This is a genomic window from Edwardsiella sp. EA181011, assembly GCF_000800725.1.
GTDB classification, from domain to species: Bacteria; Pseudomonadota; Gammaproteobacteria; order Enterobacterales; family Enterobacteriaceae; genus Edwardsiella; species Edwardsiella anguillarum.
Genome location: NZ_CP011364.1, coordinates 866,751 through 892,221, shown reverse-complemented (window position 1 = coordinate 892,221; position 25,471 = coordinate 866,751). Strand labels below are relative to the sequence as shown.

15 protein-coding genes and 1 pseudogene are annotated in these 25,471 nt (G+C 62.1%); 10 read left to right on the top strand and 6 right to left on the bottom strand.

Features of this window, described 5'->3' with window-relative positions:
* Positions 1 to 5: 5 nt before the first annotated feature.
* The gene (locus QY76_RS03970) at positions 6 to 980 is read right to left on the bottom strand and encodes a hydrolase (RefSeq protein ID WP_045426090.1); all 975 of its coding nucleotides are present in this window, start codon (positions 978 to 980) and stop codon (positions 6 to 8) included.
* A gap of 99 nt (positions 981 to 1,079) precedes the next feature.
* On the opposite strand from QY76_RS03970, the gene QY76_RS03965 reads away from it, so the two are divergent.
* Complete coding sequence (locus tag QY76_RS03965) at positions 1,080 to 1,685, top strand: LysE family translocator (protein WP_045426087.1); 606 nt, start codon at positions 1,080 to 1,082, stop codon at positions 1,683 to 1,685.
* Here QY76_RS03965 and malT read toward each other — a convergent pair whose 3' ends face one another.
* Complete coding sequence (gene malT / locus QY76_RS03960) at positions 1,686 to 4,400, bottom strand: HTH-type transcriptional regulator MalT (protein ID WP_045426084.1); 2,715 nt, start codon at positions 4,398 to 4,400, stop codon at positions 1,686 to 1,688.
* 476 nt (positions 4,401 to 4,876) lie between these two features.
* On the opposite strand from malT, the gene malP reads away from it, so the two are divergent.
* The 8 genes and pseudogenes from malP (at position 4,877) to glgP (ending at position 20,996) form a co-directional block, all read left to right on the top strand.
* Positions 4,877 to 7,282, top strand: coding sequence for a maltodextrin phosphorylase (gene malP, locus QY76_RS03955; protein ID WP_034163924.1), 2,406 nt, complete (start codon positions 4,877 to 4,879; stop codon positions 7,280 to 7,282).
* 9 nt (positions 7,283 to 7,291) lie between these two features.
* A pseudogene (gene malQ / locus QY76_RS03950) lies at positions 7,292 to 9,384 on the top strand (4-alpha-glucanotransferase).
* 480 nt (positions 9,385 to 9,864) lie between these two features.
* Positions 9,865 to 11,181, top strand: a complete 1,317-nt coding sequence (gene glgC, locus QY76_RS03945; RefSeq protein WP_045426081.1) for a glucose-1-phosphate adenylyltransferase — start codon at positions 9,865 to 9,867, stop codon at positions 11,179 to 11,181.
* 234 nt (positions 11,182 to 11,415) lie between these two features.
* Entirely contained in the window at positions 11,416 to 13,626 is a 2,211-nt protein-coding gene (gene glgB / locus QY76_RS03940) for a 1,4-alpha-glucan branching protein GlgB (protein WP_045426078.1), read from the top strand.
* Positions 13,610 to 15,589, top strand: coding sequence for a glycogen debranching protein GlgX (gene glgX / locus QY76_RS03935; RefSeq protein ID WP_045426075.1), 1,980 nt, complete (start codon positions 13,610 to 13,612; stop codon positions 15,587 to 15,589). The genes glgB and glgX overlap by 17 nt, the downstream gene beginning before the upstream one ends.
* A 54-nt stretch (positions 15,590 to 15,643) precedes the next feature.
* Positions 15,644 to 16,942 (top strand): glucose-1-phosphate adenylyltransferase, encoded by a 1,299-nt coding sequence (gene glgC / locus QY76_RS03930; RefSeq protein WP_034163931.1) that lies wholly within the window; start codon positions 15,644 to 15,646, stop codon positions 16,940 to 16,942.
* A 24-nt stretch (positions 16,943 to 16,966) separates the two neighbouring features.
* Positions 16,967 to 18,400, top strand: a complete 1,434-nt coding sequence (glgA, locus tag QY76_RS03925) for a glycogen synthase GlgA (protein WP_034163932.1) — start codon at positions 16,967 to 16,969, stop codon at positions 18,398 to 18,400.
* A gap of 148 nt (positions 18,401 to 18,548) precedes the next feature.
* Positions 18,549 to 20,996 (top strand): glycogen phosphorylase, encoded by a 2,448-nt coding sequence (gene glgP / locus QY76_RS03920; protein ID WP_034164078.1) that lies wholly within the window; start codon positions 18,549 to 18,551, stop codon positions 20,994 to 20,996.
* A gap of 45 nt (positions 20,997 to 21,041) precedes the next feature.
* Here the strand turns inward: glgP and glpD are convergent, their stop codons facing one another.
* The 4 genes from glpD to glpE all read right to left on the bottom strand — a co-directional run bounded on the left by glpD (position 21,042) and on the right by glpE (position 24,861).
* On the bottom strand, positions 21,042 to 22,550 hold the full coding sequence (gene glpD / locus QY76_RS03915) for a glycerol-3-phosphate dehydrogenase (protein WP_034163933.1): 1,509 nt from the start codon (positions 22,548 to 22,550) through the stop codon (positions 21,042 to 21,044).
* A gap of 288 nt (positions 22,551 to 22,838) precedes the next feature.
* Positions 22,839 to 23,597: a DeoR/GlpR family transcriptional regulator gene (locus QY76_RS03910; RefSeq protein ID WP_034163934.1), complete on the bottom strand. Its 759-nt coding sequence runs from the start codon at positions 23,595 to 23,597 to the stop codon at positions 22,839 to 22,841.
* Between the two features lie 63 nt (positions 23,598 to 23,660).
* Positions 23,661 to 24,491, bottom strand: coding sequence for a rhomboid family intramembrane serine protease GlpG (glpG, locus tag QY76_RS03905; RefSeq protein ID WP_045426072.1), 831 nt, complete (start codon positions 24,489 to 24,491; stop codon positions 23,661 to 23,663).
* Between the two features lie 40 nt (positions 24,492 to 24,531).
* The gene (gene glpE / locus QY76_RS03900; protein WP_034163938.1) at positions 24,532 to 24,861 is read right to left on the bottom strand and encodes a thiosulfate sulfurtransferase GlpE; all 330 of its coding nucleotides are present in this window, start codon (positions 24,859 to 24,861) and stop codon (positions 24,532 to 24,534) included.
* A 295-nt stretch (positions 24,862 to 25,156) separates the two neighbouring features.
* Between glpE and QY76_RS03895 the strand changes: the two genes are divergently transcribed.
* Positions 25,157 to 25,450, top strand: a complete 294-nt coding sequence (locus tag QY76_RS03895) for a hypothetical protein (protein ID WP_034163940.1) — start codon at positions 25,157 to 25,159, stop codon at positions 25,448 to 25,450.
* Positions 25,451 to 25,471 lie beyond the last annotated feature (21 nt).

Below are 25,471 nucleotides of genomic sequence, written 5' to 3'. Positions count from 1 at the left end.
GCGTTTTACTCCAAATAGGGGGCTAACCAGGCGGGAATGCGCTGCTCCAGCCACGGAAGAGGATGTCGCAGCGTACCGCCGATAAAGCCGACGTGGCCGCCAAACGCCGTCAGCTGGTATTCGATATTGGACGGCAGCGATCCCGGCGGCGGGATCACCGCCGACGTCATAAAGGGATCGTCGCGCGCCTGAATGATCAACAGCGGCTGACGGATCGTCGGCAGCCGCGGCAGGGCACTGCAGCGCCGATAGTAGTCATCCGCATCGCGAAACCCGTGCAGGCGTGCGGTGATCTGATCGTCAAATTCGCGCAGCCTGCGCATACGCCGCAGCTGTAGCGGATCGAGATCCAGCATCTCCGGATAGCGGCGCAGCTTACGCCGGGCGCTCTGCTTGAGCTCATGTAACAGGTAACGCTGGTAAATCCGCGCCACGCCGTGCTCCAGATGCGTCGCGCAGGCCGACAGCACCAGCGGCGCCGAGACCATGACCGCGGCCTCCAGCGGGGCCTGCGCCTGCTCTTCGGCCAGATAACAACCTAGCATATTACCCCCCAGGGAAAACCCGACCGCCGCGGTGGGCACCTGACCGAAAGTGCGGCGCAGCCACGCCAGAAAAAAGCGCGCGTCCCCGGTTTCCCCGGAGTGGTAAAAACGCGGCGTCAGGTTGGGCTCACCGCTGCAGCCACGAAAGTGCATCACAACCGCCAGCCAGCCGGCCTCCCGACAGGCGTGCAGCAGGCCGTGGGCATAAGGGCTATGCACGCTGCCCTCCAGACCATGGAACAGAACCACCCGCGGTTTATGACGGGCGGGCTGCGGAGCTTCGCTCCAGGCCAGATCGATAAAATCGCCGTCCGGTAGGGTTAAACGCTGCCACACCGGCGTCAATAGGGCGCGCCGGCGCAGCAGCCGCGGCAAGATCGTCTGCAGGTGCGGATTGCGTAGGGCGCGGGGCGGTGAAAAGGTGGAAACACTCATGCTGCGTGAAGAAAATTCATCCGGGGAATACTTGTACCATCAATAACACACTGTTAGGGTCAAAACACCCCCTAGGCACAAAATTGGAGCCGGTTTAGCATGGACAGCCCTCTGTTTCTCTCCCTGCTGGGTTTCCTGTGGGTTGCAGCCGTGACCCCAGGCCCCAACAATATGCTGTTGACCAGCTCCAGCGCCAATCTGGGGTTTTACCGCTCGCTGCCGCTCATGCTCGGCATCATGCTAGGCATGCAAACGCTGCTGCTGCTGATCGCCTTTGGCGTTGGCAGCCTACTGCTGCTCTACCCGACGCTGCACACCCTGCTCAAAGGCGCGGGCAGCCTCTACCTGCTGTATATCGCCTGGAAGGTGGCGACGTCGCGCTATACCCGCCTGAGCGACGGTAGCGTCGCCTTAGACGACACCGTCAGCTGGCGACAGGGCTGGCTGCTGCAGTTTCTGAACCCTAAGGCCTGGCTGATGGCCCTGGGCGCGGTAACCAGCTTTAGCCTGCCCGGCGAGCGCTATCTGATGACCATCGCCGCCATCAGCCTGGGAATGCTCTTGGTCAATCTGCTGGCCGGCGCGCTGTGGTTAGGCTTCGGCACCCTGATCGGGCGCCTGCTGCAAAGCCGACGCGCCTGGTTCACCTTTAACCTGGCCATGGGGACGCTGACCGCCGCCTGCGTACTGCTGATCTGGCGCTGATCAGACCCCATAGCCCATCAGACGCATGATATCCTGCGCCTGACGCACGGCCTCCTGACGGTGTGCCACCCCCAGTTTCTGATACAGATTGCGGATATGGGTTTTAATGGTGGTCGCCGCCACCGCCAGCTCATCGGCGATTTGCTCGTTGCTGTAGCCCGAATAGATGAGCCCCAGCACCTGCCATTCGCGCTGGGTCAGCGGACTGGTACGGATCAGCTCCGGCACCTGGGTATGGTTCAGCAAACGCTCGACGAACTGTTCGTCAAAATGGGCAAACTTATGCCGGTGATGCTGGTTAATATCACGCAGAATCCGCTGAGCACGATGCACCTCCATCTCCGGCAGGGTATTGAGCTGCAGCAGCTGACGCAGCTGCTGGGCCATCACCTCACCCTCAATGACAAAGTGGCTGACAAAGCCGGTGCGATTGGCCAGGCTCAGCGCCTCCATCAGCACGCGCAGGGCTTCGCTTTTGCGATCCGTGTGCCAATACAGCAGGTTGCTCAGCAGCAGGTTACGGTTCAGATCGCTGACCAGGCGCAGCCGACGCGCCGCCGCATTCAGCTGCTCTAGCACCGCCTGAGCCTCATCATACTGTCCCAGCATGATCTGAACCCGCGCGATATTACGCCACTGCCCTTGTAAAAAGTGGTTATCCGACGCCGCCGGGCGCACCGCCTGCAGCAGCCAGCGACTGGCCGCCTGACGATCGCCGGTAATCTGCCAGTAGATCACCCGTGCCTTATCCGCATTCACCAGCCAGTCGCTGTGATAGTTTCCGGCCTGCAGCAGGGTTTCGCAGCGGCGCAGATGCTGTCCGGCGTTATCCAGATCGCCGCGCGCCAGCGAGCACTTGGCCAATAGCGCCAGACACTGCAGCTGCTGCTGCGGTTCAAAGTTGGCCAGCACCGCCAGCCCATCGCGCGCCGCGCGCTCCGCCTCGTCTAGCCGCATCCACGACCACAGCACCTGGGCGCGGATGCGCAGTAAAAACTCATGCATCGGCAGCTGCTGCAGATGCTGCTCGTCGACCAGTTCAAAGGCCTTATCCTGGGTCTCGTAGGCGGCCTGCAAGAACCCCTGGGCTATCAGGATCTCACTCTGCTGTAGCAGCGCCCACAGAGCATAGTGGTAGGTCTGGTGGCGACGAGCCACCTGCTCGGTCTGCTGCATCATCGGCAGCGCCCGCGCCAGAACCCCTTTACAGTGCAGCACCTCGCCTAACACGGAGCTGCTCACGATCCGGCTGTAATAGCTGCCGATCGGCAGATGGCGCAGCGCCTCAGTCGCTAAGCGCTCGGCATCGTGCGGTCGCCCGCCATTGATCGCGACCTGGGCTCGCAGCGCGTCGAACTCGGCCTGCAGCGCCGCCTCTAGCGAGATCTGACGCAGCCCCATCTCCTGCTCGGCGCGCGCCAGCAGCGTGTTGACCTCACCGTAGCGGTGCTGACTCTGCGCCAGCCAGGCCTGCAGCAGCGCCAGGCTGGGATTCTGGATCAACACGTCGTACGGCAGGGTATTCAGGCAGGACTCCAGCAGCGCCAGCTCACTCTGGTGGAAGAGCGCCCAAGCGTGCTGCAGCAGAATATCGCGCAGCAACGCCGTGTCTCCGGCCGCCTGCGCGTGGTGGATCGCCTCCGCCGGAAACCCCTGATCCAGCCAACCCTGCGCCGCGCGGCGGTGCAGCTGCGGCAGTATGCTCGCCATCTCCCGCTGGCAACGGCTGCGCAGGAAGTGAGCGAACAGCGGGTGAAAACAGAACCACTCCCCGTCGCCGTCCATACGGTGGATAAATAGCCCCTGCCGCTCCAGCTCCTCCAGACGCAGCTGGCCCTCCTCCTCGCCGGTCAGAGCGCAGATCAGCGCGTCGTTCATCGAACGCAGCGCCGAACACTGCAGCAGAAAGCCGCGCGTATCGTCATCCACCCGATCCAGCACCTCATCCGCCAGGTAGTCCGCCAGATGCGTAGCATTGATGCGTGCCAGGCGGCGAGCCGATGCCTGAGCCTGGGCCGATGACTGACGCGCCGACAGCGCGATCAGCTGCAGCGCCGTCGGCCAGCCTTCTACCTCATCGCACAGCGCATGCATTTCGTCATCGGCCAGCGGCGCACTCAGACGCTGATGAAAAAACTGGCTGGCTTCGCGGTGATTAAAGGCCAGCTGACGGGTATTGATCTCCAGCAGCTGCTCACGCACCCGCAAATTGGCAATCCCCAGCGGGGGCAGCGTGCGTGACATCAGACACAGGGTCAGATTATCGGGCTGATGACGCAGGAAGAAGCGCATCGCCTCATGCAGCGGAGGATGGGTGAGCAAATGATAATCGTCGATCACCAGATACAGCGGCGTCTGCCAATCGGCCAGTTCAATGAACAGCTGGGAGAACAGCGCAGACAGCGTGGCATACTGGTGCTTCTGGCTCATCGCCTCGCTTTTAGCGCAGTGGCCGCCGGTGGCCTGCTGCAGGGCGGCAATCAGGTAGCTGGCAAAGCGCTCCGGCTGGTTGTCGCTTTCATCCAGCGAATACCAGCCCAGGTGTGCCTTCTCCTGCGCCCACTGCGCCATCAGGGTCGTCTTACCGTACCCTGCGGGGCCATTGACCAACACCAGACGGTAATTACGCGCCGCATCCAGTCTGGTCAGTAAATGTTCCCGCACCACCGTAGTCTGCAGCCGCGCCGGACGGCTTAATTTCGACGGAATCAGCATAGTTACCCGTACCCCTTCCGGTGTCCCTCCTCGGCGCTCGGCCCGTGCCGGTTCGCGCGCAGGAGCGACACCCTGCCCCAGAAATCGCCGCTACGGGCGCCTATTTATTTTGCGCCTCGTAATTAATAGCTGTCCTTTAAGGTCTGACAATGCGCGCGCTATTGCAACCGGGGTTCAGCCCCCAATAACAGGAAATTGCGGCTGATCACATTTTTTACCGAGTTAATCTCATTTGCCGCTCAATCGCCGCTAATAGTCCATATTTTGCTGTTATAACCCGACGATCAGTACAGCGCGAAACGGTAACGTAACGTGATTATAGCCCTGCTATAGCGCGGCACCGATCACACTTCTGACTACGCCCTGTGGCTCCTCCCCAGCTCAGCCGACGACGGGAGGATGTTTTCACTCGGCGAGATCGTCAGGATGGCCATCATACTTAATACTTTCATTTTGACGCTTTGAGAGAGATGCCTATGTCGTATACCCCGTTCGATCAGCAGGCTTTCCACGCGGCGCTGACCCGCCACTGGCAAGGATTGGGAATGGAGAGCGCAGCGCAAATGACGCCGCATCAGTGGTGGCAGGCGGTCAGCCTGGCCTGCTCGGCGCAGCTGGCGGCCGCAACCCGCCCGGCCAGCGCGTCCGACGATGGCCAACGCCGCGTAAACTATCTGTCGATGGAGTTTCTCATCGGCCGCCTGACCGGCAATAATCTGCTCAATCTAGACTGGTATCCCGCCGTCGCCCAGGCCCTTGAACGCTATGACATCGCGTTAAGCGATCTGCTGGAGCAAGAGGTCGATCCGGCGCTGGGCAACGGCGGCCTCGGCCGCCTGGCGGCCTGCTTCCTCGACGCCATGGCCTGCGTTAAACAGCCGGCCATCGGCTATGGCCTGTGCTACCAGTATGGACTGTTCCGCCAGTCCTTTCAGGCATGCCAGCAGCAGGAGGCCCCGGATGCCTGGGAGCGGGACGACTACCCGTGGATGCGTCACAATCGGGCGCGGGATGTCCACGTCAGCCTGGGCGGCAAACTGCTGCGTGAAAACGGCGCGCTGCGCTGGCAGCCGGCGCTAACCCTGCGCGGCGTCGCGCGCGATCTGCCGGTAGTCGGCTACCGCAACGGCATCAGCCAGCCGCTGCGTCTGTGGGTCGCCTGTCACGATCATCCCTTCGATCTCGACAGCTTTGATCGCGGGCAGTTTTTGCGCGCCGAGCGCCAGGGAATAGAGGCCGCCAAGCTGACCAAGATACTCTATCCCAACGATAACCACCCGGCCGGCAAACGGCTGCGCCTGATGCAGCAATACTTCCACTGCGCCTGCTCGCTGGCCGATATCCTGCGCCGACACCATCTGGCCGGGCGCCGTATCGACGATCTGGCGCAGTATGAGGTCATCCAGCTCAACGATACGCACCCGACCATCGCCATCCCCGAGCTGATGCGCATTCTGCTCGATGAGCACGGCATGGACTGGGATCAGGCCTGGGCCATCACCGGCCAGACCTTTGCCTACACCAACCATACGCTGATGCCAGAGGCGCTGGAGTGCTGGAGCGAAAGCCTGATCCGCAGCCTGCTCCCGCGCCACCATGACATCATCCGCCAGATCAACGCCCGCTTCCGCGAGCTGGTCGAGCAGCGCTGGCCGGGCGATAAGGCGCTGTGGCAACGCGTCGCTATCGTACACGATCGACGGGTGCGCATGGCCAACCTGTGCGTCGTCGCCGGCTTTGCCGTCAACGGCGTCGCGCAGCTGCACTCGGCGCTGGTCAAAAGCGATCTGTTCCCCGAGTACCACCAGCTGTGGCCGCAAAAATTCCATAACGTGACCAACGGGATCACCCCGCGCCGCTGGCTCAAGCAGTGTAACCCGGCCCTGTCTACGCTGATCGACAATACACTACGGCGCGAATGGGCCAACGATCTGGATGCCCTCCGCGCGCTGGAGCCCTATGCCGGCCAGACCGGGTTCCGCGCGGCGTACCGTCAGATCAAGCAGCAGAATAAAGCGGCGCTGGCCCACTACGTTCGGCAGACCCAGGGGCTGACGCTGAATACCGACGCCATCTTCGACGTACAGATCAAGCGGCTGCATGAGTACAAGCGTCAGCACCTCAACCTGCTGCATATCCTCTCCCTGTACCATGAGCTGCGCGCCAATCCCAACGCCGATCGAGCTCCGCGCGTCTTCCTGTTCGGGGCCAAGGCAGCGCCGGGCTACTACCTGGCCAAAAACATCATCTATGCCATCAACCGGGTGGCAGAGGTCATCAACAGCGACCCGCGGGTCAAGGATCGCCTGCAGGTCGCCTTTCTACCCGACTACCGCGTCTCCCTGGCCGAGCTGATGATCCCGGCGGCCGACGTATCAGAGCAGATCTCCACCGCGGGGAAAGAGGCCTCCGGCACTGGTAACATGAAGCTGGCCCTGAACGGCGCGCTGACCGTGGGTACGTTGGACGGCGCCAACGTCGAGATCGCCGAGCAGGTGGGAGAAGAGAATATCTTCATCTTCGGCCTGACCGTCGAAGAGGTGAAGGCGACCCTGGCCGCCGGCTACGACCCGCTCCGCCTCTATCGGCAGGACAAACGTCTGAAGGCCATCATCGATGAGCTGGGCTCCGGCCACTACAGCCAGGGCGACCGCCACGCCTTTGACATGATGCTGCACAGCCTGCTGCAGGGCGGCGACCCCTATCTGGTGCTGGCTGACTTCGCCGATTACTGCCAGACACAGGCCCGGGTGGACACCCTCTACCGCGATAGCGAAGCGTGGACCGAGAAGACCATCCTCAACACGGCACGGGTGGGCATGTTCAGCGCCGATCGGGCCATCCGCGACTATCAACAGCGCATCTGGCAGCGCCAGCGTTAAGGAGTCGCCATGCAACGCACTACGCCGCACACCCTCCTGGAGCAGCAGGCGGCCCAGGCGGGGATCGCCGACAGCTATATCAACGCGCACGGCCGCGTTCAGGCCATCAGCGCGCAGACCAAACGGCGCCTGCTCGACGCCATGCCGCCGCGTACGCCCGCCGATGCGCCGCTACCGGCCGTCCTGGTGGCCGGACAGCGGAGTACGCCGGTCATCGCCCTGCGTCAGGGGGGCCACTACCACTGGTCCCTCACGCTGGAAAACGACGCCCAGCCGGCCTATCAGGGTCGACTGAGCCGGCGTAAGCATCTGGCGCTGCCGCACGACCTGCCGCTGGGCTACCACCGCCTGCTGCTCAGCGACGGGCAGCAGCAGTGGCCGTGCCGGATCATTATTGCACCGGCGCGCTGCCATGAGCCGGACGCCCTGCTGACCGGCCGAAAGCTCTGGGGCGCCTGCGTACAGCTGTATACCTTGCGCTCCGCGCAGAACTGGGGGATCGGTGACTTCGGCGATCTGGCCCAGCTGATCGGACAGCTCGCCCAGCGCGGCGGCGCCTTTGTCGGCCTGAATCCCATCCATGCCCTGTATCCCGCCAACCCGCACAGCATAAGCCCCTACAGCCCGTCATCACGTCGCTGGCTGAACATCATCTATATTGATGTCAACCGGGTCGACGAGTTCCAGCGCAGCGACGCCGCCCAGCGATGGTGGCAGGATCCCGCGACCCGTCAGCGTCTGGACGCCGCCCGCGCCAGCGACTGGGTCGATTATCCCGCCGTATACGCCCTGAAGCTGGAGGGGCTGCGCCTGGCCTTTCACGCGTTCGACGCACAGGGCGCCGATGCCCGGGCCAGCGCTTTCCGCCACTTTGTCCGCCAGGGGGGAGATAGCCTGCGCCACCAGGCCGCGTTTGACGCCCTGCACCGCCACCTGCACAGTGAGGATGAGCAGATGTGGGGGTGGCCTGTCTGGCCGCCGTCCCTGCGCCGCGCCGATAGCCCGGAGGTTGCCCGCTTCTGTCAGCGCTATCCGCAGGAGGTGACGTTTTTTCTGTGGCTACAGTGGCTGGCAGACAGCCAGCTGGCCGACTGCTATCAGCAGGCCTGCCGCCAATCGATGCCGATCGGACTGTACCGCGATCTGGCGGTGGGCGTCGCCGAGGGCGGTGCGGAGACCTGGAGTGAACCAGAGCTTTACTGCCTGCGCGCCTCGGTCGGCGCCCCCCCGACATCCTCGGCCCGCTGGGGCAAAACTGGGGACTGCCGCCGATGGATCCCCATACGCTGCGCGATCTCGCCTATCAACCGTTCATCGACATGCTGCGCGCCAACATGCGCCACTGCGGCGCGCTGCGCATCGATCATGTGATGTCGCTGCTGCGGCTATGGTGGATACCGCAGGGTGAGGCGGCATCAGAGGGCGCCTATGTCGGCTATCCCCTCGACGATCTGCTGGCCATTCTGGCGCTGGAAAGCCAGCGTAGCCGCTGCATGGTCATCGGCGAAGATCTCGGCACCGTACCGGTCGAAATCATCGCCAAGCTGCGCGAATACGGCGTGTACTCCTACAAGGTGCTCTACTTTGAGCACGATAGCGAAAACGTCTTTCGAGCGCCGCAGACCTATAACGTACAGGCCATGGCGACGGTGACCACCCACGACCTGCCGACGCTGAACGGCTATTGGCAGGCCGACGATCTGCGGCTCGGTGAGCGGCTGGGGCTCTATCCCGACGCCGAGGTTCTGGCCGGGCTGTACCGCGGCCGCGCCGCCGCCAAGCAGGGGCTGCTTGACGGACTGCACCACTACGGCTGCCTGCCGCAGCGCAGCGGACGGCACGCGGACCGTATGGCGATGACGCCCGTCCTGAGCCGCGGGATCCAACGCTACGTGGCCGACAGCGCCAGCGCCCTGCTCGGACTGCAGCCGGAGGATTGGCTGAACATGGCGGCGCCGGTCAACGTTCCCGGCACCTGTGATGAATACCCGAACTGGCGCCGCAAGCTGAGCGTGACGCTGGAGGATATGTTTAATAATATGCAAATTAATCGATTGATAAAAGATTTGGATCAGCGCCGTAAAAAAGTTTCCGCGGGCTAGAGGCTAAAACAATAAATCATGGCTGCTAAAAAACAGCCGTGATTTATTTGCAACTTCCGTTTTTTATGCTAAGAAAAAATATTCCTCCTTATAAATCAACCCATCCCAACTTAATACCAATATATATCCACCTTCAAATTTAACGCTAATTTAGCAGATGTTATCCATATAAGTAATATCTCTCGCTATCCATTTATTCCGGCATCCTGCGCAATAGCACAATCTCTCATTGAATTTAAAAAAGAGTGAGTTTACATTATCGATCACAGTGTGATTGTCATGAGCAGTTAACGTATTATTTTGGTATTAAATAAGCATTCAGTTTATTTCATTTATATCAATGATGTCCGTTATTATTACACCGCAGTACGCTAATACTGGATCGCCAAACTGTTGTTGCGGATGACAGGCGCCATCCGCGCTTTCCCTTGCCTGGCGGCGGGCGGGGCGGCATATGGAATTGTCAAAAAGGAAGTGACCATGACTCATAGCGTTACAGATATTGCTCTGATCGGCCAATTAACCCAACGGACGGTGGCGCTGGTATTAGCCGGCGGACGGGGAACCCGTCTTAATGGCCTGACCGACGGCCGGGCCAAACCCGCAGTCTATTTTGGCAGCCGTTTTCGCATCATCGACTTCACCCTTTCAAACTGTATTAACTCCGGCCTGCGCCGCGTAGGGGTGATCACCCAGTACAAGGCACACTCGCTGCTGCGTCATATTCAGCACGGCTGGTCATTTCTGCACGCCGAGCGCAACGAGTTTATCGATCTGCTGCCGGCCCGCCAGCAGCTGGAAGAGGGATGCTGGTATCGCGGCACCGCCGATGCGGTATACCAGAATAAAGAGATCATGCAGCGTCATTACCGGCCAGAATATGTGGTGATCCTGGCTGGCGACCATATTTATAAAATGAACTATGCCCAAATGCTGTTGGATCACGTGAAGTCCGGCGCACGCTGCACCGTCGGCTGCATCGAGGTTCCCCGCGAACAGGCCCACGCCTTTGGCGTGATGGCGGTCGATGAGCAGTTCCGCATCACCCGTTTTGAAGAAAAACCGTCGCACCCTCCGGCCATGCCGGGCAACCCACAGCGCTCGCTGGCATCGATGGGGATCTATATCTTCAACGCCGACTATCTCTATCAGGCGCTGGAAGAGGCGCAGACCGATCCGGAAACCAGCTTCGACTTTGGCCAGGATATTATTCCGGCCGCAGTACGCGAAGGCGTCGCCTATGCACATCCCTTTGGCCGCTCCTGCATGGGGTTTACCGCCGACGGCGAAGCCTATTGGCGCGATGTCGGCACTCTGGACGCCTACTGGGAAGCCAACATCGATCTGATCAGCGCCCCGCCGCGCCTGGATCCGTTCGATCCGAACTGGCCCATCATCAGCAAACATGCCCAGCTGGCGCCGGCCCGCTTCAAGCAGTCGGCCCGCCACGCCGGTAACGTCATTGAAAACGCCCTGATCGGCGGCGGCTGCGTCATCGACAGCGCCCAGATCCATAACGCGATCCTCTCCGCGCGTGTCGAGGTCGCCCCAGAGGCGCGAATTGAGGCCAGCGTTCTGATGCCGGAGGTCTATGTCGGGCGCGGCTGCCGCCTGCAGCGCTGCGTCATCGATCGCGGCTGCCGCCTGCCGGATGGCCTGACCATCGGCGAAGACCCCCAGCAGGACGCGCGTTATTTTCACCGCAGCCCTAATGGGATCGTCTTAGTGACGCAAGAGGCGTTGGCCAACCTGCCGGCGGTGCGCCAGGCGGCGCCCATCATGGCCGTACCGGCCTGACGGCAAAAAGTGCGCCGGGCCTTATCCGCCGCCCAAAGCTGACTATGCTTAATCAGGGTCGCGGCGGCCAAAGCCCGCCATCGCGCATTAAGGAAACATTTTTGCGCTGCGGGGTGCCGATGTCCCCTGTCAGCGCCCAGACTGAATGGCCGGCATGAGGATGCACCCCGTTCCCCTGCTCCGTCGCTTTTAGGGTAGAACGCACCCCCTGCCGTCAATTAAAGGAAGAATGCCATGTCCGAACTTCCCAGCACTCACAAGATCCAACAACTGCTCGCCGGCCAGTGCGCCGATCCCTTCGCTCTGTTGGGGATGCACACGACGGCCAAAGGGCTGGCCGTGCGGGCGCTGATGCCCGAGGCAGAATCGGTTCAGGTGGTCGACCGTAAAAACGGGCGCACGCTGGCTACGCTGGAGCGGCTCCATGAGGGCGGTTTCTTCTGCGGCCTAGTGCCGCGGCGTAAGAATCCCTTCCCTTATCTACTGCGCGTCACCTGGGCCAATCATCAGCAGCTACTGGAAGATCCCTACCGTTTCGGGCCATTGTTAGGCGAGATCGATAACTGGCTGCTTAAAGAGGGCACCCATCTGCGTCCCTATGAGCGGCTGGGCGCCCACCTGACCCAACTGGCCGATATCCGCGGCGTCAGCTTCGCCGTCTGGGCACCCAACGCCCAGCGCATCTCGGTGGTCGGCAACTTTAACGTCTGGGACGGGCGCCGCCATCCGATGCGCCTGCGCCGGGAAAGCGGCATCTGGGAGCTGTTCATCCCCGGCGTAGAAGCGGGTGAGCTGTATAAGTTTGAGCTGATCGACGCCCGCGGCGAGCGGGTGCTGAAAGCCGATCCCTACGCCTTTGAAGCCCAGATGCGGCCGGATACCGCCTCGCTGGTCGCCCCGCTGCCGGAAAGAAGCGCCATCAGCGCCCAACGAAGCGCCGCCAATGGCTTCAGCGCCCCGATCTCCATCTATGAGGTGCACCTCGGCTCCTGGCGACGCCACAGCGACAACGGCTACTGGCTGAGCTACCGGGAGATGGCCGAGCAGCTCATCCCCTATGTCAAAGAGATGGGCTTTACCCATATCGAGCTGCTGCCGATCAATGAACACCCCTTCGACGGCTCCTGGGGCTATCAGCCGCTGGGGCTATACGCACCGACCCGGCGCTATGGCACGCCGCAGGAGTTCCGCGAATTTATCGATGCCGCCCACGCCGCCGGGATCAACGTCCTGCTCGACTGGGTTCCCGGCCACTTTCCCAGCGACGAGTGGGGGCTGGCCAACTTCGACGGCACCGCGCTGTATGAATATGCCGATCCGCGCGAAGGCTTCCACCAAGACTGGAATACCCTGATCTACAACTATGGTCGCTATGAGGTGCGTAACTTCCTGGCGGGCAACGCCCTGTTCTGGCAGGAGCGCTATGGCATCGACGGCCTGCGCGTCGACGCCGTGGCCTCGATGGTCTACCGCGACTACAGCCGCGCCGCGGGCGAATGGGTTCCCAACTGCCACGGCGGAAACCAGAATCTGGAGGCCATCGAGTTCCTGCGCTATACCAACCGGACCCTGGGAGAACAGCAGCCCGGCAGCGTCTGCATGGCCGAAGAGTCCACCGACTTTTCCGGCGTCACCCTGCCGCCGGACACCGGCGGCCTGGGCTTCCACTTCAAGTGGAACATGGGCTGGATGCACGATACCCTCAACTACATGAAGCACGATCCGGTCTATCGCAAATACCATCACAATCTGATGACCTTCGGCCTGCTGTACGCCTGGAGCGAAAACTTTGTGCTGGCCCTCTCCCACGACGAGGTCGTGCACGGCAAGGGCTCGCTGCTGGATAAAATGCCCGGTGACGCCTGGCAGAAATTCGCCAACCTGCGCGCCTACTACGGCTTTATGTGGGCGCATCCCGGCAAAAAGCTGCTGTTTATGGGCGGGGAATTTGCCCAGGGGCGCGAATGGAACCACGAGTCCAGCCTGGACTGGCACCTGCTGGAGGGCGAAGATAACGAGCACCACGGCGTCCAGCGACTGGTGCGGGATCTGAACCTCTGCTATCGCAACTGCGGCGCCCTACACCGCTGGGACTGCGACGCGCGCGGCTTCCGCTGGCGAGTGGTCGATGACGATCAGAACTCGGTCTTCGCCTTTGTCCGCCGCGACGATATGGGCAATGAGGTGCTGGTGGTCAGTAACTTTACGCCGGTTCCGCGTCATCACTACCGTATCGGCGTCGATCTGCCGGGGCGCTATCGCGAAATTCTCAATACCGACTCCAGCCACTACCACGGCAGCAACAGTGGCAATCAGGGCGGCGTACTCAGCGAGGCGGTGGGCAGCCACGGCTGTGAGTACTCCATCCAGCTAACCCTGCCGCCGCTGTCGACGCTCTATCTGTGTCTGGATAATGGGGACGGAGACGATGCTCAGGCCGGGTAAACCCTACCCACTGGGCGCGCATCTGACGCCGCAGGGGGTCAACTTCGCCATCTACTCGGCGCACGCGCAGCGCATAGAGCTGTGCCTGTTCGATAGGGACGGCCATCAACAGTCCTATGAACTGCCGGCGCGCAGCGGCGATATTTGGCACGGCCTACTGCCCGGCGGATACGCCGGGCTGGAGTACACCTACCGCGTATACGGCCCCTGGCAGCCGGAGAAAGGGCTGCGTTTTAACCCGGCCAAGATGGTGCTGGATCCCTATGCGCGGGCGCTGAGCCACACGCTGCCGGCGGACGACCGCCTGTGCGGTGGCCTGAGCGATCCGGACTGGCGTGACAACCGTGACCTGCTACCGCGCTGCATCGTCAGCGACGAGCAGTATGCCTGGCGGGAGGATGCGCCGCCCAATACGCCCTGGGGCAGCACGGTTATCTACGAGGCCCACGTCCGCGGCCTGACCCGGCTGCATCCCGGCATCCCGCCGGATCTGCGCGGCAGCTACGCGGCGCTGGCCCACCCCATCATGCTGGAGCATTACGCCCGTCTGGGGATCACCGCCCTGGAACTGCTCCCCATCCAGCTGCATGCGGATGAGCCCCGCCTGCAGCGGCTGGGGCTAAGCAACTACTGGGGGTACAACGTGCTGGCCCCCTTCGCCATTGAACCGCGCTACCACTCCGGGCGTCCCGGCACCACGCCGCTGAGCGAATTCTGCGCCGCCGTCAACACCCTGCACCGTGCGGGGATCGAGGTGATACTCGACGTGGTGTTTAACCATACCGCAGAGTTGGACGAGCGCGGACCGATGGTCTCGCTGCGCGGCATCGATAACCGCAGCTACTACTGGCGCAACGGGCAGGGTGCCTTGGAAAACTGGAGCGGCTGCGGCAATACCCTGCGGCTGACCAAGACCCACAGCGTGCAGTGGGTCATGGATTGCCTACGCTACTGGGTAGAAACCTGTCACGTTGATGGATTCCGCTTCGATCTGGGAACAGTACTGGGGCGGACGCCGGACTTTGTCCGCCACTCCCCCCTGTTTGTCGCCATCGCCCAGGATCCGCTGCTGGCGCGGGTTAAATTTATTGCTGAGCCCTGGGATATCGGTCCAAACGGCTACCAACTGGGCCATTTTCCCCAATACTTCGCCGAGTGGAACGATCGCTTCCGCGATGATATGCGCCGTTTCTGGCTGCATAGCGATCTGCCCAACGGCCTCTTCGCTACCCGTTTCGCCGCCTCCAGCGATCTGTTTCGTCACCACGGGCGCACGCCCTCGTCCAGCATCAACCACATCACCTGCCATGATGGATTCACCCTGCGCGACCTGCTCAGCTACAGCCAGCGCCATAACCAGGCTAACGGGGAGAACAACCGCGACGGTAATACCCACAATTACAGCCACAACCATGGCGTAGAGGGCATTGATGCCGAGGATGAGATCCAGGCGCGGCGCCAAGCCAGCGCCCGAGCGCTGCTCACCGCGCTGCTGCTGGCGCAGGGGACGCCAATGCTGCTGGCCGGGGATGAGATTGGCCATAGCCAGCAGGGCAACAATAACGCCTACTGTCAGGATAACCCCATCACCTGGCTCGACTGGCGCCAGGCCGACGAGGGACTGCTGCAGTTTACCGCCCAGCTGATCCACCTGCGCCGCCGTATCGCGACGCTGACCGACAATCGCTGGTGGAACGAGAATGACGGCAGCGTACGCTGGCTGAATGCCGATGCCCAGCCCATGACGGAGGCGCAGTGGCAGGCGGTGCCCCCCGTGGCGCTGCAGATCCTGCTGGCGGAGCAGTGGTTATTAGTGATCAACGGCGGGCCACAGGCGCAGGCGATCGTCCTGCCGCCGGGCGACTGGCATATTCCGCCGCCGTTTGCCGTATTACGGGAAGACATGCAGGGCGGATGCCAGCATCTTGCGGCGCGCAGCTGCTGTCTTTTTATGCGCATTTAGCGCGCTGGCGCTGCGTCCTTGACGGCGCGAGCGGCCTTTTATAAGGAGTCGGAAATGGTGAAATCGGACAATCAAAATAAACTGATGTTGGCCCGCCAGCTGCCGCAGCAGTCCGTTGCGCTGATCCTGGCCGGCGGCCGCGGCTCGCGCCTGAAAGATCTCACCAAGACCCGCGCCAAGCCGGCGGTCCACTTTGGCGGGAAGTTCCGCATTATCGACTTTGCGCTCTCCAACTGTATCAACTCCGGCATTCGGCGCATTGGGGTGATCACCCAGTACCACTCCCATACGCTGGTGCAGCACATCCAGCGCGGCTGGTCGATCCTCAACGAATCCATGAACGAGTTTGTCGATCTGCTGCCAGCCCAGCAGCGCGATGCCTCGGAAACCTGGTATCGCGGCACCGCCGACGCCGTTTACCAAAACCTGGACATCATCCGCCGCTATCAGGCGGACTACGTGGTGATCCTGGCCGGCGACCATATTTACAAGATGGACTACTCGCGCATGCTGCTCGACCACGTGGAAAACGGCGCCGGCTGCACCGTCGCCTGTATCCCGGTGCCGCGCGCCGAAGCCAACGCCTTTGGGGTGATGGAAGTCAGCGACGACCACCGTATCCTCAAGTTTTTAGAAAAACCGGCCCAGCCGCCGGGCATGCCGGGCGATCCCGAAATGTCCCTGGCCAGCATGGGGATCTATGTATTCAACGCCGATTACCTGTTTCAGCTGCTGGAGGAGGATATTCATACCCCCGGCTCCTGCCACGACTTCGGCCAAGATTTGATCCCTAAGGCCACCGCGCAGGGCCGTGCCTGGGCGCACCCGTTCACGCTCTCCTGCGTCACCAGCGGGAACGCCGATACCCCGCCCTACTGGCGCGATGTCGGCACCTTGGACGCCTACTGGCGGGCCAACCTCGATCTGGCATCGGTCACCCCGGAGCTGGATATGTACGATAACCACTGGCCGATCCGCACCTACATGGAGTCGCTGCCGCCGGCCAAGTTTGTGCAGGACCGCTCGGGGAGCCACGGTATGACCATGAACTCGCTGGTCTCCGGCGGCTGCATCATCTCCGGCTCGGTCGTCGTGCACTCCGTGCTGTTCCCGCGCGTTCGCATTAACTCCTTCTGCACCATCGACTCCTCCGTGCTGCTGCCGGATGTCTACATCGGACGCTCCTGTCGGCTGCGCCGCTGCATCGTCGATCGCGCCTGCCATCTGCCGGAGGGCATGGTCATCGGTGAAAACGCCGAAGAGGACAGCCGCCGTTTTTACCGTTCGGAAAGCGGCATCGTATTGGTCACGCGTGAAATGCTCGCGCGTCTGTCATCATCCCCTGCGGCCTGATCGGCCGCAGGCACAGGAGCAATAATGTACGTCTTACACGTGTGTTCTGAACTTTTTCCGCTGCTGAAAACCGGCGGCCTGGCCGATGTGGTCGGCGCTATGCCCGCCGCCCAGATAGCCCAGGGCGCCAACGTGCGCGTACTGGTGCCGGGGTTCCCGGCCATCTGCGCCGGGATCCCGGACAGCGATGAAGTGGCTACCCTGGACACCTTTGCTGGGCGAGTAACCCTGCGCTATGGGGTCTACCGCGGCGTCGGGGTCTATCTGATCGACGCGCCCCATCTGTATCAGCGCCCCGGCAGCCCCTACCACGATCAGTGGCAGAACGCCTATGGCGACAACCACCTGCGCTTTGCGCTGCTCGGCTGGATCGCCGCCGAACTGGCCTGTAACTGCGATCCCTTCTGGCGCCCACAGGTAGTTCACGCCCACGACTGGCACGCCGGTCTAGCCTGTGCCTACCTGGCGGCGCGCGGCAACCCTGCCCGCTCGGTCTTTACCGTACACAACCTGGCCTACCAGGGGCTGTTCAACGCCCGCCATCTGGACGAGCTAGCCCTGCCCCATCACTTCTTCCAAATTTACGGGCTGGAGTTTCACGGCCAAATCTCCTTCATGAAGGCCGGTCTGTACTATGCCGACCACGTGACCACCGTCAGTCCGACCTATGCGCAGGAGATAACGCATCCCGAGTTTGCCTATGGCATGGAGGGGCTGCTGCAGTGGCGCGCCCGGGAGGGCACCCTGAGCGGGATCCTCAACGGCGTAGACGATACCATTTGGAACCCGGCCAGTGACGCGCTGATCGCCCGCACCTACCGGCGGGAGACGCTGCGCGATAAGGCGGATAACAAGCTGCATCTGCAGACGGCCATGGGGCTGGAGGTTGACGCCGACAAACCGCTGTTCGCTGTGGTCAGCCGCCTCACCGGTCAGAAAGGGCTTGATCTGCTGCTGGCGGCGCTGCCTACGCTGCTGGAGGGCGGTGCTCAGCTGGCGCTGCTCGGCGCCGGCGACGCCCAGCTGCAGGAGGCGTTTCTCGCCGTCGCCGCAGAATACCCCGGACAGGTCGGCGTCCAGATCGGCTACCACGAAGCCTTCTCGCACCGCATCATGGCCGGCGCCGACGTGATCGTGGTACCCAGTCGATTTGAGCCCTGTGGGCTGACCCAGCTGTACGGCCTTAAATACGGCTCGCTGCCGCTGGTGCGTCACACCGGCGGCCTGGCCGACACGGTCAGCGACTGTGCGCTGGAAAACCTGGCCGACGGCAGCGCCACCGGCTTCGTCTTCCATGACGCCAACGCCGCCGACCTCGCCAGCGCCATCCGTCGGGCGCTGGTATTGTGGAACCGTCCGACCCTGTGGCGCTACGTGCAGCGCCAGGCCATGGCGCAGTCATTCGGCTGGGATTTGGCCGCCGAACGCTATCTGGCGCTGTACCGCCAACTGCTGTAGGCGACGCCTACGCGGCCATACGATGCAGGCCGGCGCAGGCCGGCCCTCTGGCGGAGCGCCCCCTGGCGGCAAACGGATATGCGCGGGGGCCAACGCCGTACTACTATAACCGGGCATGGCCCGGCACCGAGGATCGGGAGCTGTCATGATTAACTCACCCTTTAACTATACGTCCCCCGTGGTCAGCGTTGAGGCGCTCAAACACTCTATTGCCTATAAGCTGATGTTTACCGTCGGCAAGGATCCCTCCGTCGCCAACCAGCACGACTGGCTGAATGCGACCCTGTTCGCCGTTCGCGACCGTATCGTTGAGTGCTGGCTGCGCTCGGTTCGCGCCCAGTACTCGCAGGATCTACGCCAGGTCTACTACCTTTCGATGGAGTTCCTGCTGGGACGTACCCTCTCCAACGCCCTGATGGCGATCGGCGTGTACGACGAGACCAAGAAAGCGCTCGATGAAATGGGCATCGATCTGGATGAGCTGCTGAACGAGGAGCTGGACCCGGGGCTTGGCAACGGCGGTCTGGGGCGGCTGGCGGCCTGTTTCCTGGACTCGATGGCGACCCAGGGTCTACCGGCCAACGGCTATGGCATCCGCTATGAATATGGCATGTTCAAACAGAATATCGTCAACGGGCAGCAGGCCGAATCACCGGACAACTGGCTGGAGTATGGCAACGCCTGGGAGTTCGTCCGCCACAATACCCGCTACCGGGTTCGCTTTGGCGGCCGTATCCAGCAGGAGGGCAACCGCAGCCGCTGGCTGGAGACCGAAGAGGTCCTGGCGCTGGCCTACGATCAGATAATCCCCGGCTTTGATATCTGCGCGACCAATACCCTGCGCCTGTGGTCGGCGCGCGCCAGCAGCGAGATTAACCTGGGTAAATTCAACCAGGGAGACTACTTTGCCGCCGTTGAGGATAAAAATCACTCGGAAAACGTATCGCGCGTACTCTACCCGGACGACTCGACCTACTGCGGGCGCGAACTGCGTCTGCGCCAGGAGTACTTTCTGGTCTCGGCGACGGTACAGGACATCATCAGCCGTCATCTGCTCACCCACCATCGGCTGGACAACCTGGCAGACAAGGTGGCCATCCACCTGAATGACACCCATCCGGTGCTCTCCATTCCGGAGCTGATGCGCCTGCTGATCGACGAGCATCACTACGACTGGGAGCAGGCCTGGCAGGCCGTCATGCAGATATTCTCCTATACCAACCACACCCTGATGAGCGAGGCGCTGGAAACCTGGCCGGTGGATATGCTGGGGCGTATTCTGCCACGCCATCTACAGATCATCTTTGAGATCAACGACCACTTTCTCAAGGAGGTGCAGAACGCCTACCCCGACGACGATGCCCTGCTGCGCCGGGTGTCGATCATCGATGAGAGCAACGGCCGTCAGGTGCGCATGGCCTGGCTGGCGGTGGTTGCCAGCCACAAGGTCAACGGCGTCTCCAAGCTGCACTCAGAGCTGATGGTCACCTCGCTGTTCGCCGACTTCGCCCGCCTGTTCCCTGGGCGCTTCTGTAATAAAACCAACGGAATCACTCCCCGCCGCTGGCTGGCGCAGGCCAATCAGTCCCTGTCAAAGGTGCTGGACGGCGCTATCGGTCAGCGCTGGCGCACCGACCTGAGCATGCTCAGCGAGCTGCTGCCGCACGCCGACTATCCCACCTTTATCCGCGAAATTCAGCTGGCCAAGCAGCACAATAAGCGCCAGCTGGCGATGTACGTCGCGCTACACCTGAATACGGTGATTAATCCCAAGGCGCTGTTTGACGTCCAGGTCAAACGCATTCACGAATATAAGCGCCAGCTGCTCAACGTGCTGCACATCATTACGCTGTATAACCGTATCCTGCAGGAGCCGGACGCGGAGCGGGTACCGCGGGTGAAAATCTTCGCCGGCAAGGCGGCCTCCGCCTACTACAATGCCAAGCTGATCATCCGCCTGATCAACGACGTCGCCAGGGTGATCAACGCCGACGAGCGGCTGGGCGGTCAGCTGAAGGTCGTATTCATCCCCAACTACAGCGTCAGCCTGGCGCAGCTGATCATTCCGGCGGCCGATCTGTCGGAGCAGATCTCAACCGCCGGCACCGAGGCCTCCGGCACCAGCAACATGAAGTTCGCCCTCAACGGCGCGCTGACTATCGGCACCCTGGACGGCGCCAACGTCGAGATCCGCGAGCGAGTCGGCGCCGAAAACATGTTTATCTTCGGCAATACCACCGAGGAGGTGGAGGCGCTGCGGCGTAACGGCTATAACCCACGCGACTACTACGAACGCGATCCGGAGCTGAACCAGGCGCTGAACCAGATAGCCTCCGGGCTGTTCTGCCCAGAGGAGCCGCGGCGCTACGCCAGTCTGTTTGATTCGCTGATTAACTTCGGCGATCACTATCAGCTGCTGGCGGACTACCGCAGCTATGTCGATATGCAGGATCAGGTGGATGAGGTGTATGCGCACCCCGACGAGTGGGCGCGTAAGGCGCTGCTGAATATCGCCAACATGGGGTATTTCTCGTCTGACCGCACCATTCGTGAGTATGCCGACGAGATCTGGCAGATCAAACCGGTCAAGCTCTGAGTAGCCCAGCGTGCCAAGGCCTCCCGCAGGAGGCCTTGGCTATTTTCAGGAGGACGACGGTGTCTCCGCCGCCGGACGCCGGGCCGCCAGCCACTCAACCACCCGCTGACGCTGCGCGTCATCGAGCCACATCCCCAGCTTGGTGCGGCGCCACAGAGCATCCTCCGCCGTCGCGACCCACTCGTGCGCCGCCAGATAGTCGAGCTCCGCCGCATACAGCCCATGACCGAAGTGTTCGCCTAAGTCGGCCAGCGACGCCGCGGCGCCGATTAACGCCTCACTGCGCGCGCCGTAGGTATGAGCGTAGCGGCGCGCCAGCGCCTGCGGCAGCCAGTCGTGGCGCTGACGCAGCGCGACGGCATAGCTGTCCCGATCGCAGCCCATCTCCCCGCCGGGCAGCACAGCCCCCCTGGTCCAGGCATCGCCGCAGTGCGGATAGTAGGGACGCAGCTTTTCCAGCGCATGCTCCGCCAGCTTACGGTAGGTGGTCAGCTTACCGCCGAAGACCGACAGCAGCGGCGCCACGCCGTCCCGATCGTGAATATCCAGCGTATAGTCACGGGTGATCGCCTGCGGCGAATCCGACTCATCGTCGCACAGCGGGCGCACCCCGGAGTAGGTCCAGACGATATCTTGCCGGTTCAGCTGGCGCACAAAGTGGCTATTGTAGACCTGAAGCAGATAGTCTATTTCGCCCTCGTCAATCTGCACCGCGCGCGGATCGCCGTGATACTCCACGTCGGTGGTGCCGATGATGGAGAACGCATCCAGCCACGGGATCACGAAGACAATGCGCTGATCCTCATTTTGCAAAATATACGCCTGCGGTTGGTCATGCACCCGCGGAACCACGATATGGCTCCCCTTGATCAACCGAATGCCGTAGGGGGACTTGAGCTGCAGTCCGTCATCAAACAACTGCTTGACCCACGGGCCGGTGGCATTGACCAGACCACGGGCGCGCCAGGTCAGCGTCTCCCCGCTGTCGATGTCGCGCGCCTCTACCACCCATATGCCCGCCTCCCGCCAGGCGCGGGTCACCTCGGTGCGCGTGCGTACCTCGCCGCCGCGCTCCACCACCGCCATGGCGTTCAGCACCACCAGGCGGGCATCGTCCACCCAGCAGTCGGAGTACTCAAAGCCGCGCGTCAGGCTAGGCTTCAGCACGGAGCCAACGCCAAAGCGCAGAGCGCAGCTGCCCGGCAGACTGGTGCGTTTACCGAGATGATCATACAGAAACAGGCCGGCGCGGATCATCCAGGCCGGGCGTAAATGCGGCTGATGCGGCAGGCGAAAGCGCAGCGGAAAGGCGATGTGCGGCGCCATCTTCAGCAGCACCTCACGCTCCGCCAAGGCCTCGCTCACCAATCGAAACTCATAGTGCTCAAGATAGCGCAGGCCGCCATGGATCAGCTTCGAGCTAGCCGACGAGGTGGCGCAGGCCAGGTCGCGCGCCTCCAGCATCAGGACCGATAGCCCACGACCGGCGGCGTCGGCCGCAATCCCCGCACCGTTAATACCACCACCGATGACGATTACGTCTTTGATGTCCACGACTCCTCCCGCTCTCTGCCATACGCCATAATGTTCGTTTTCGAGCACTATAATATGCGATAAGCAACAAACACACCATCCGTTAACCAAATAAAAACACAGCTACGCGATACAGATAACACAAAGTTGATATTATCATTACACTGGGTATGGGTAATGGCATGTCGGCGGAGGAGACAAGAGGGGGCGGTGCGGTGGCCGGCCAATGGGGACGCTATCGGCGTCCCCATTGCGGACGGAGGTGTGATGGGATCGACCTCGAGGCCATGCGGCGTGACGGGATATCTCCTAGCAGATCTCCAGCTGAACGCTGTGCTGTTCGATCACTTTTTGCAGTCCCTGCGGCGGCTGCTGATCGGTAAACAGATAGTCCACCAGCTCCATGGTCCCCAGATTCACCATCGCGTTGCGGCCAAATTTTGAGTGATCCGTTACCAGCATCACGCAGCGGGAGTTCTCAATGATCGCCCGCTTGGTACGCACCTCGTGATAATCAAACTCCAGCAGAGAGCCATCCATGTCGATGCCGCTGATGCCCAGGATCCCGTAGTCCAGGCGAAACTGGGAGATAAAGTCGAGCGTCGCCTCACCGACGATGCCGCCGTCGCGGGTGCGAACTTCACCGCCGGCCAAGATCAGGCGAAAATCCTCTTTCACCATCAGCAGGCTGGCCACGTTGAGATTGTTGGTCACCACCCGCAGGTTATGATGGTTAAGCAGGGCATAAGCAACGGCCTCCGGCGTAGTGCCGATGTCGATGAACAGGGTGGCGCCGTCGGGGATCATGCTGGCGACCCGCCGGGCAATACGCGCCTTCTCTTCCGACCACATTCCCTTGCGATCGTGATAGGCCGCATTGACCGAGCTCGACGGCATCGCGGCGCCGCCGTGATGGCGGTGGATCTTACTCTGTTCAGCCAGGTCATTCAGATCGCGGCGGATGGTCTGCGGACTCACGTCGAAGTGTTCGACCAGCTCCTCGGTGCTGACATAGCCCCGCTGACGGACCAGATCGATAATCGCTTCATGGCGCTGTGTTTGTTTCACGAAAATTCCCCTGCGTTTACCGGCTCCCCCGGCAGCATTAAAACGGAACAGCGGGCAATAGCCTCACTGTCGGCGGAAATGGCGCATATCCCAAAACGCCATCAGCAGACCGATCACCAGGCCACCGGCGTGAGCGGCATTGGCGATCGCCAGGCCAAACCAGTTGAAATAGCCGGCCACCAGCCACAGCAGCGAAAACAGCATCAGGCCGCGCGGCATGGCGACGCCAAACTGCGGCGCTCGTTCGCCGCACCACCAGACATAGCCCATCAGGGCATACACGACGCCGGACAGGCCGCCGAAGAAAATCCCACTGAACAGCGACTGTGCCCAGGCGCTCATCAGCGCGGAAACCAGCGCTATCTGCGCCAGCTTGGCGGCACCCAGACGCTTCTCAACCTGGCCGCCCAGATACCACCACCACATCAGATTGAAGATGATGTGCAGCGGTGAAAAGTGCAGCAGCGCCGGCGTGAAGTAGCGCCACAGCTGATAGCGCTGCGCCGCATCCGCGGGCCAAGCCAGATAGGCCATCACCGCACCGTCGCCCAGCGCCAGCTGCAGCAGATACACCAAGAAGCACAGCAGCGTCACCCCGATCGTCAGCGGGCCGCTCTGGCGGGCAAAGCTGCGCAGGTAGCCAAAACGGGCATAGCGCAGCCCGCTGTGAGTCGAGCCACTTTGCCAGCTGGCGGCCTGATAGCGCGGGTGCTGCGGCGCCTGCAAAAAACGCTGCAGCTCCTGCTCGACCTGCGCCAAACGGCTATCATCGGCCAGCCACAGTGCCACGCCCTGCTGCCCGCTCTCCGCCTCCAGACGCACGCCCTGTGTCGCCATATAGTCAATAAACGCCTGCGCCAAACGCGGGTTAGCCAATGTGATCACACGAACCATGAATACCTGCTTATATCGATAACCACTGACGGTACGCGCCTCAGTCGCCGCCGCGAGCCACCTCGTCAGGGTAAGCCCGCTGCCAGGCGTCAAAGCCGCCGTCAATACTGTAAACCTCATCAAATCCCTGGTGCAGCAGATACTGCGCCGCGCCGCGGCTGCTATTGCCGTGGTAGCACATCACCATCACCGGCTGACCGCCGTCATACTGCCGCATCAGCGCGGGCAGCGTCGCATCCGTCAGATGAAACGCCCCGGGCACGTGTCCGGCGGCATAGCTCTGCGCATCCCGGATATCCAGCAACAGCGCCTGCCTCTGCGCCAGCATGTGCTGCGCCTGCGCGACGGCGATCGTCTCAAACTGCTCCATACTCTACCTCTGCCTCTCCCCAAAAAGAGACGCATTGTAACTGTTTTGTTAAATGCAGAATACGACAACGGTGCACGAACGCCCGCTACAGAGGTGTCTGGGCAGGCTCGCTGAAGCCTCCCAGAGATTGCGGCTTTTACATTAAAAAGCAAGCACAAAAAGCGCGATCGGCCGGACGACGGGCAAAATCCCCCACCGCCATCCCACTTTGCGCCACGCGCCCCGCCGCGCCGTTGATTATACTGACGCAGAGGCGCGGCCATACCGGCGGTGCCGCCGTGACGGAGACGTTTCCATGAGATACATCGTCCTCACCCTGAGCCTGCTGGGCGGGCCTCTCTTGTCCGCCCATGCCGATAGCGCCCTGATGCAGCAGCAGCAGCAGATGATCCAGCAACAGCAGCAGCAGTTTCAGCAGCAGCGCAACGACGCCGCTCAGCAGAGCCTGCGCAACACCCAAACGCAGATCCAGCGCGACGCGCAGGCACAGCAGATTCAGCAGCTGAATCAGCGTATGCAGCGCAACGATCCGCTGTGGCAAAGCTCGCAGGGCGTAACGCCGGCGCCGACCCCACCGCGCGCGCCGTAGCCGGCGCGTGGCGCCGTCCGC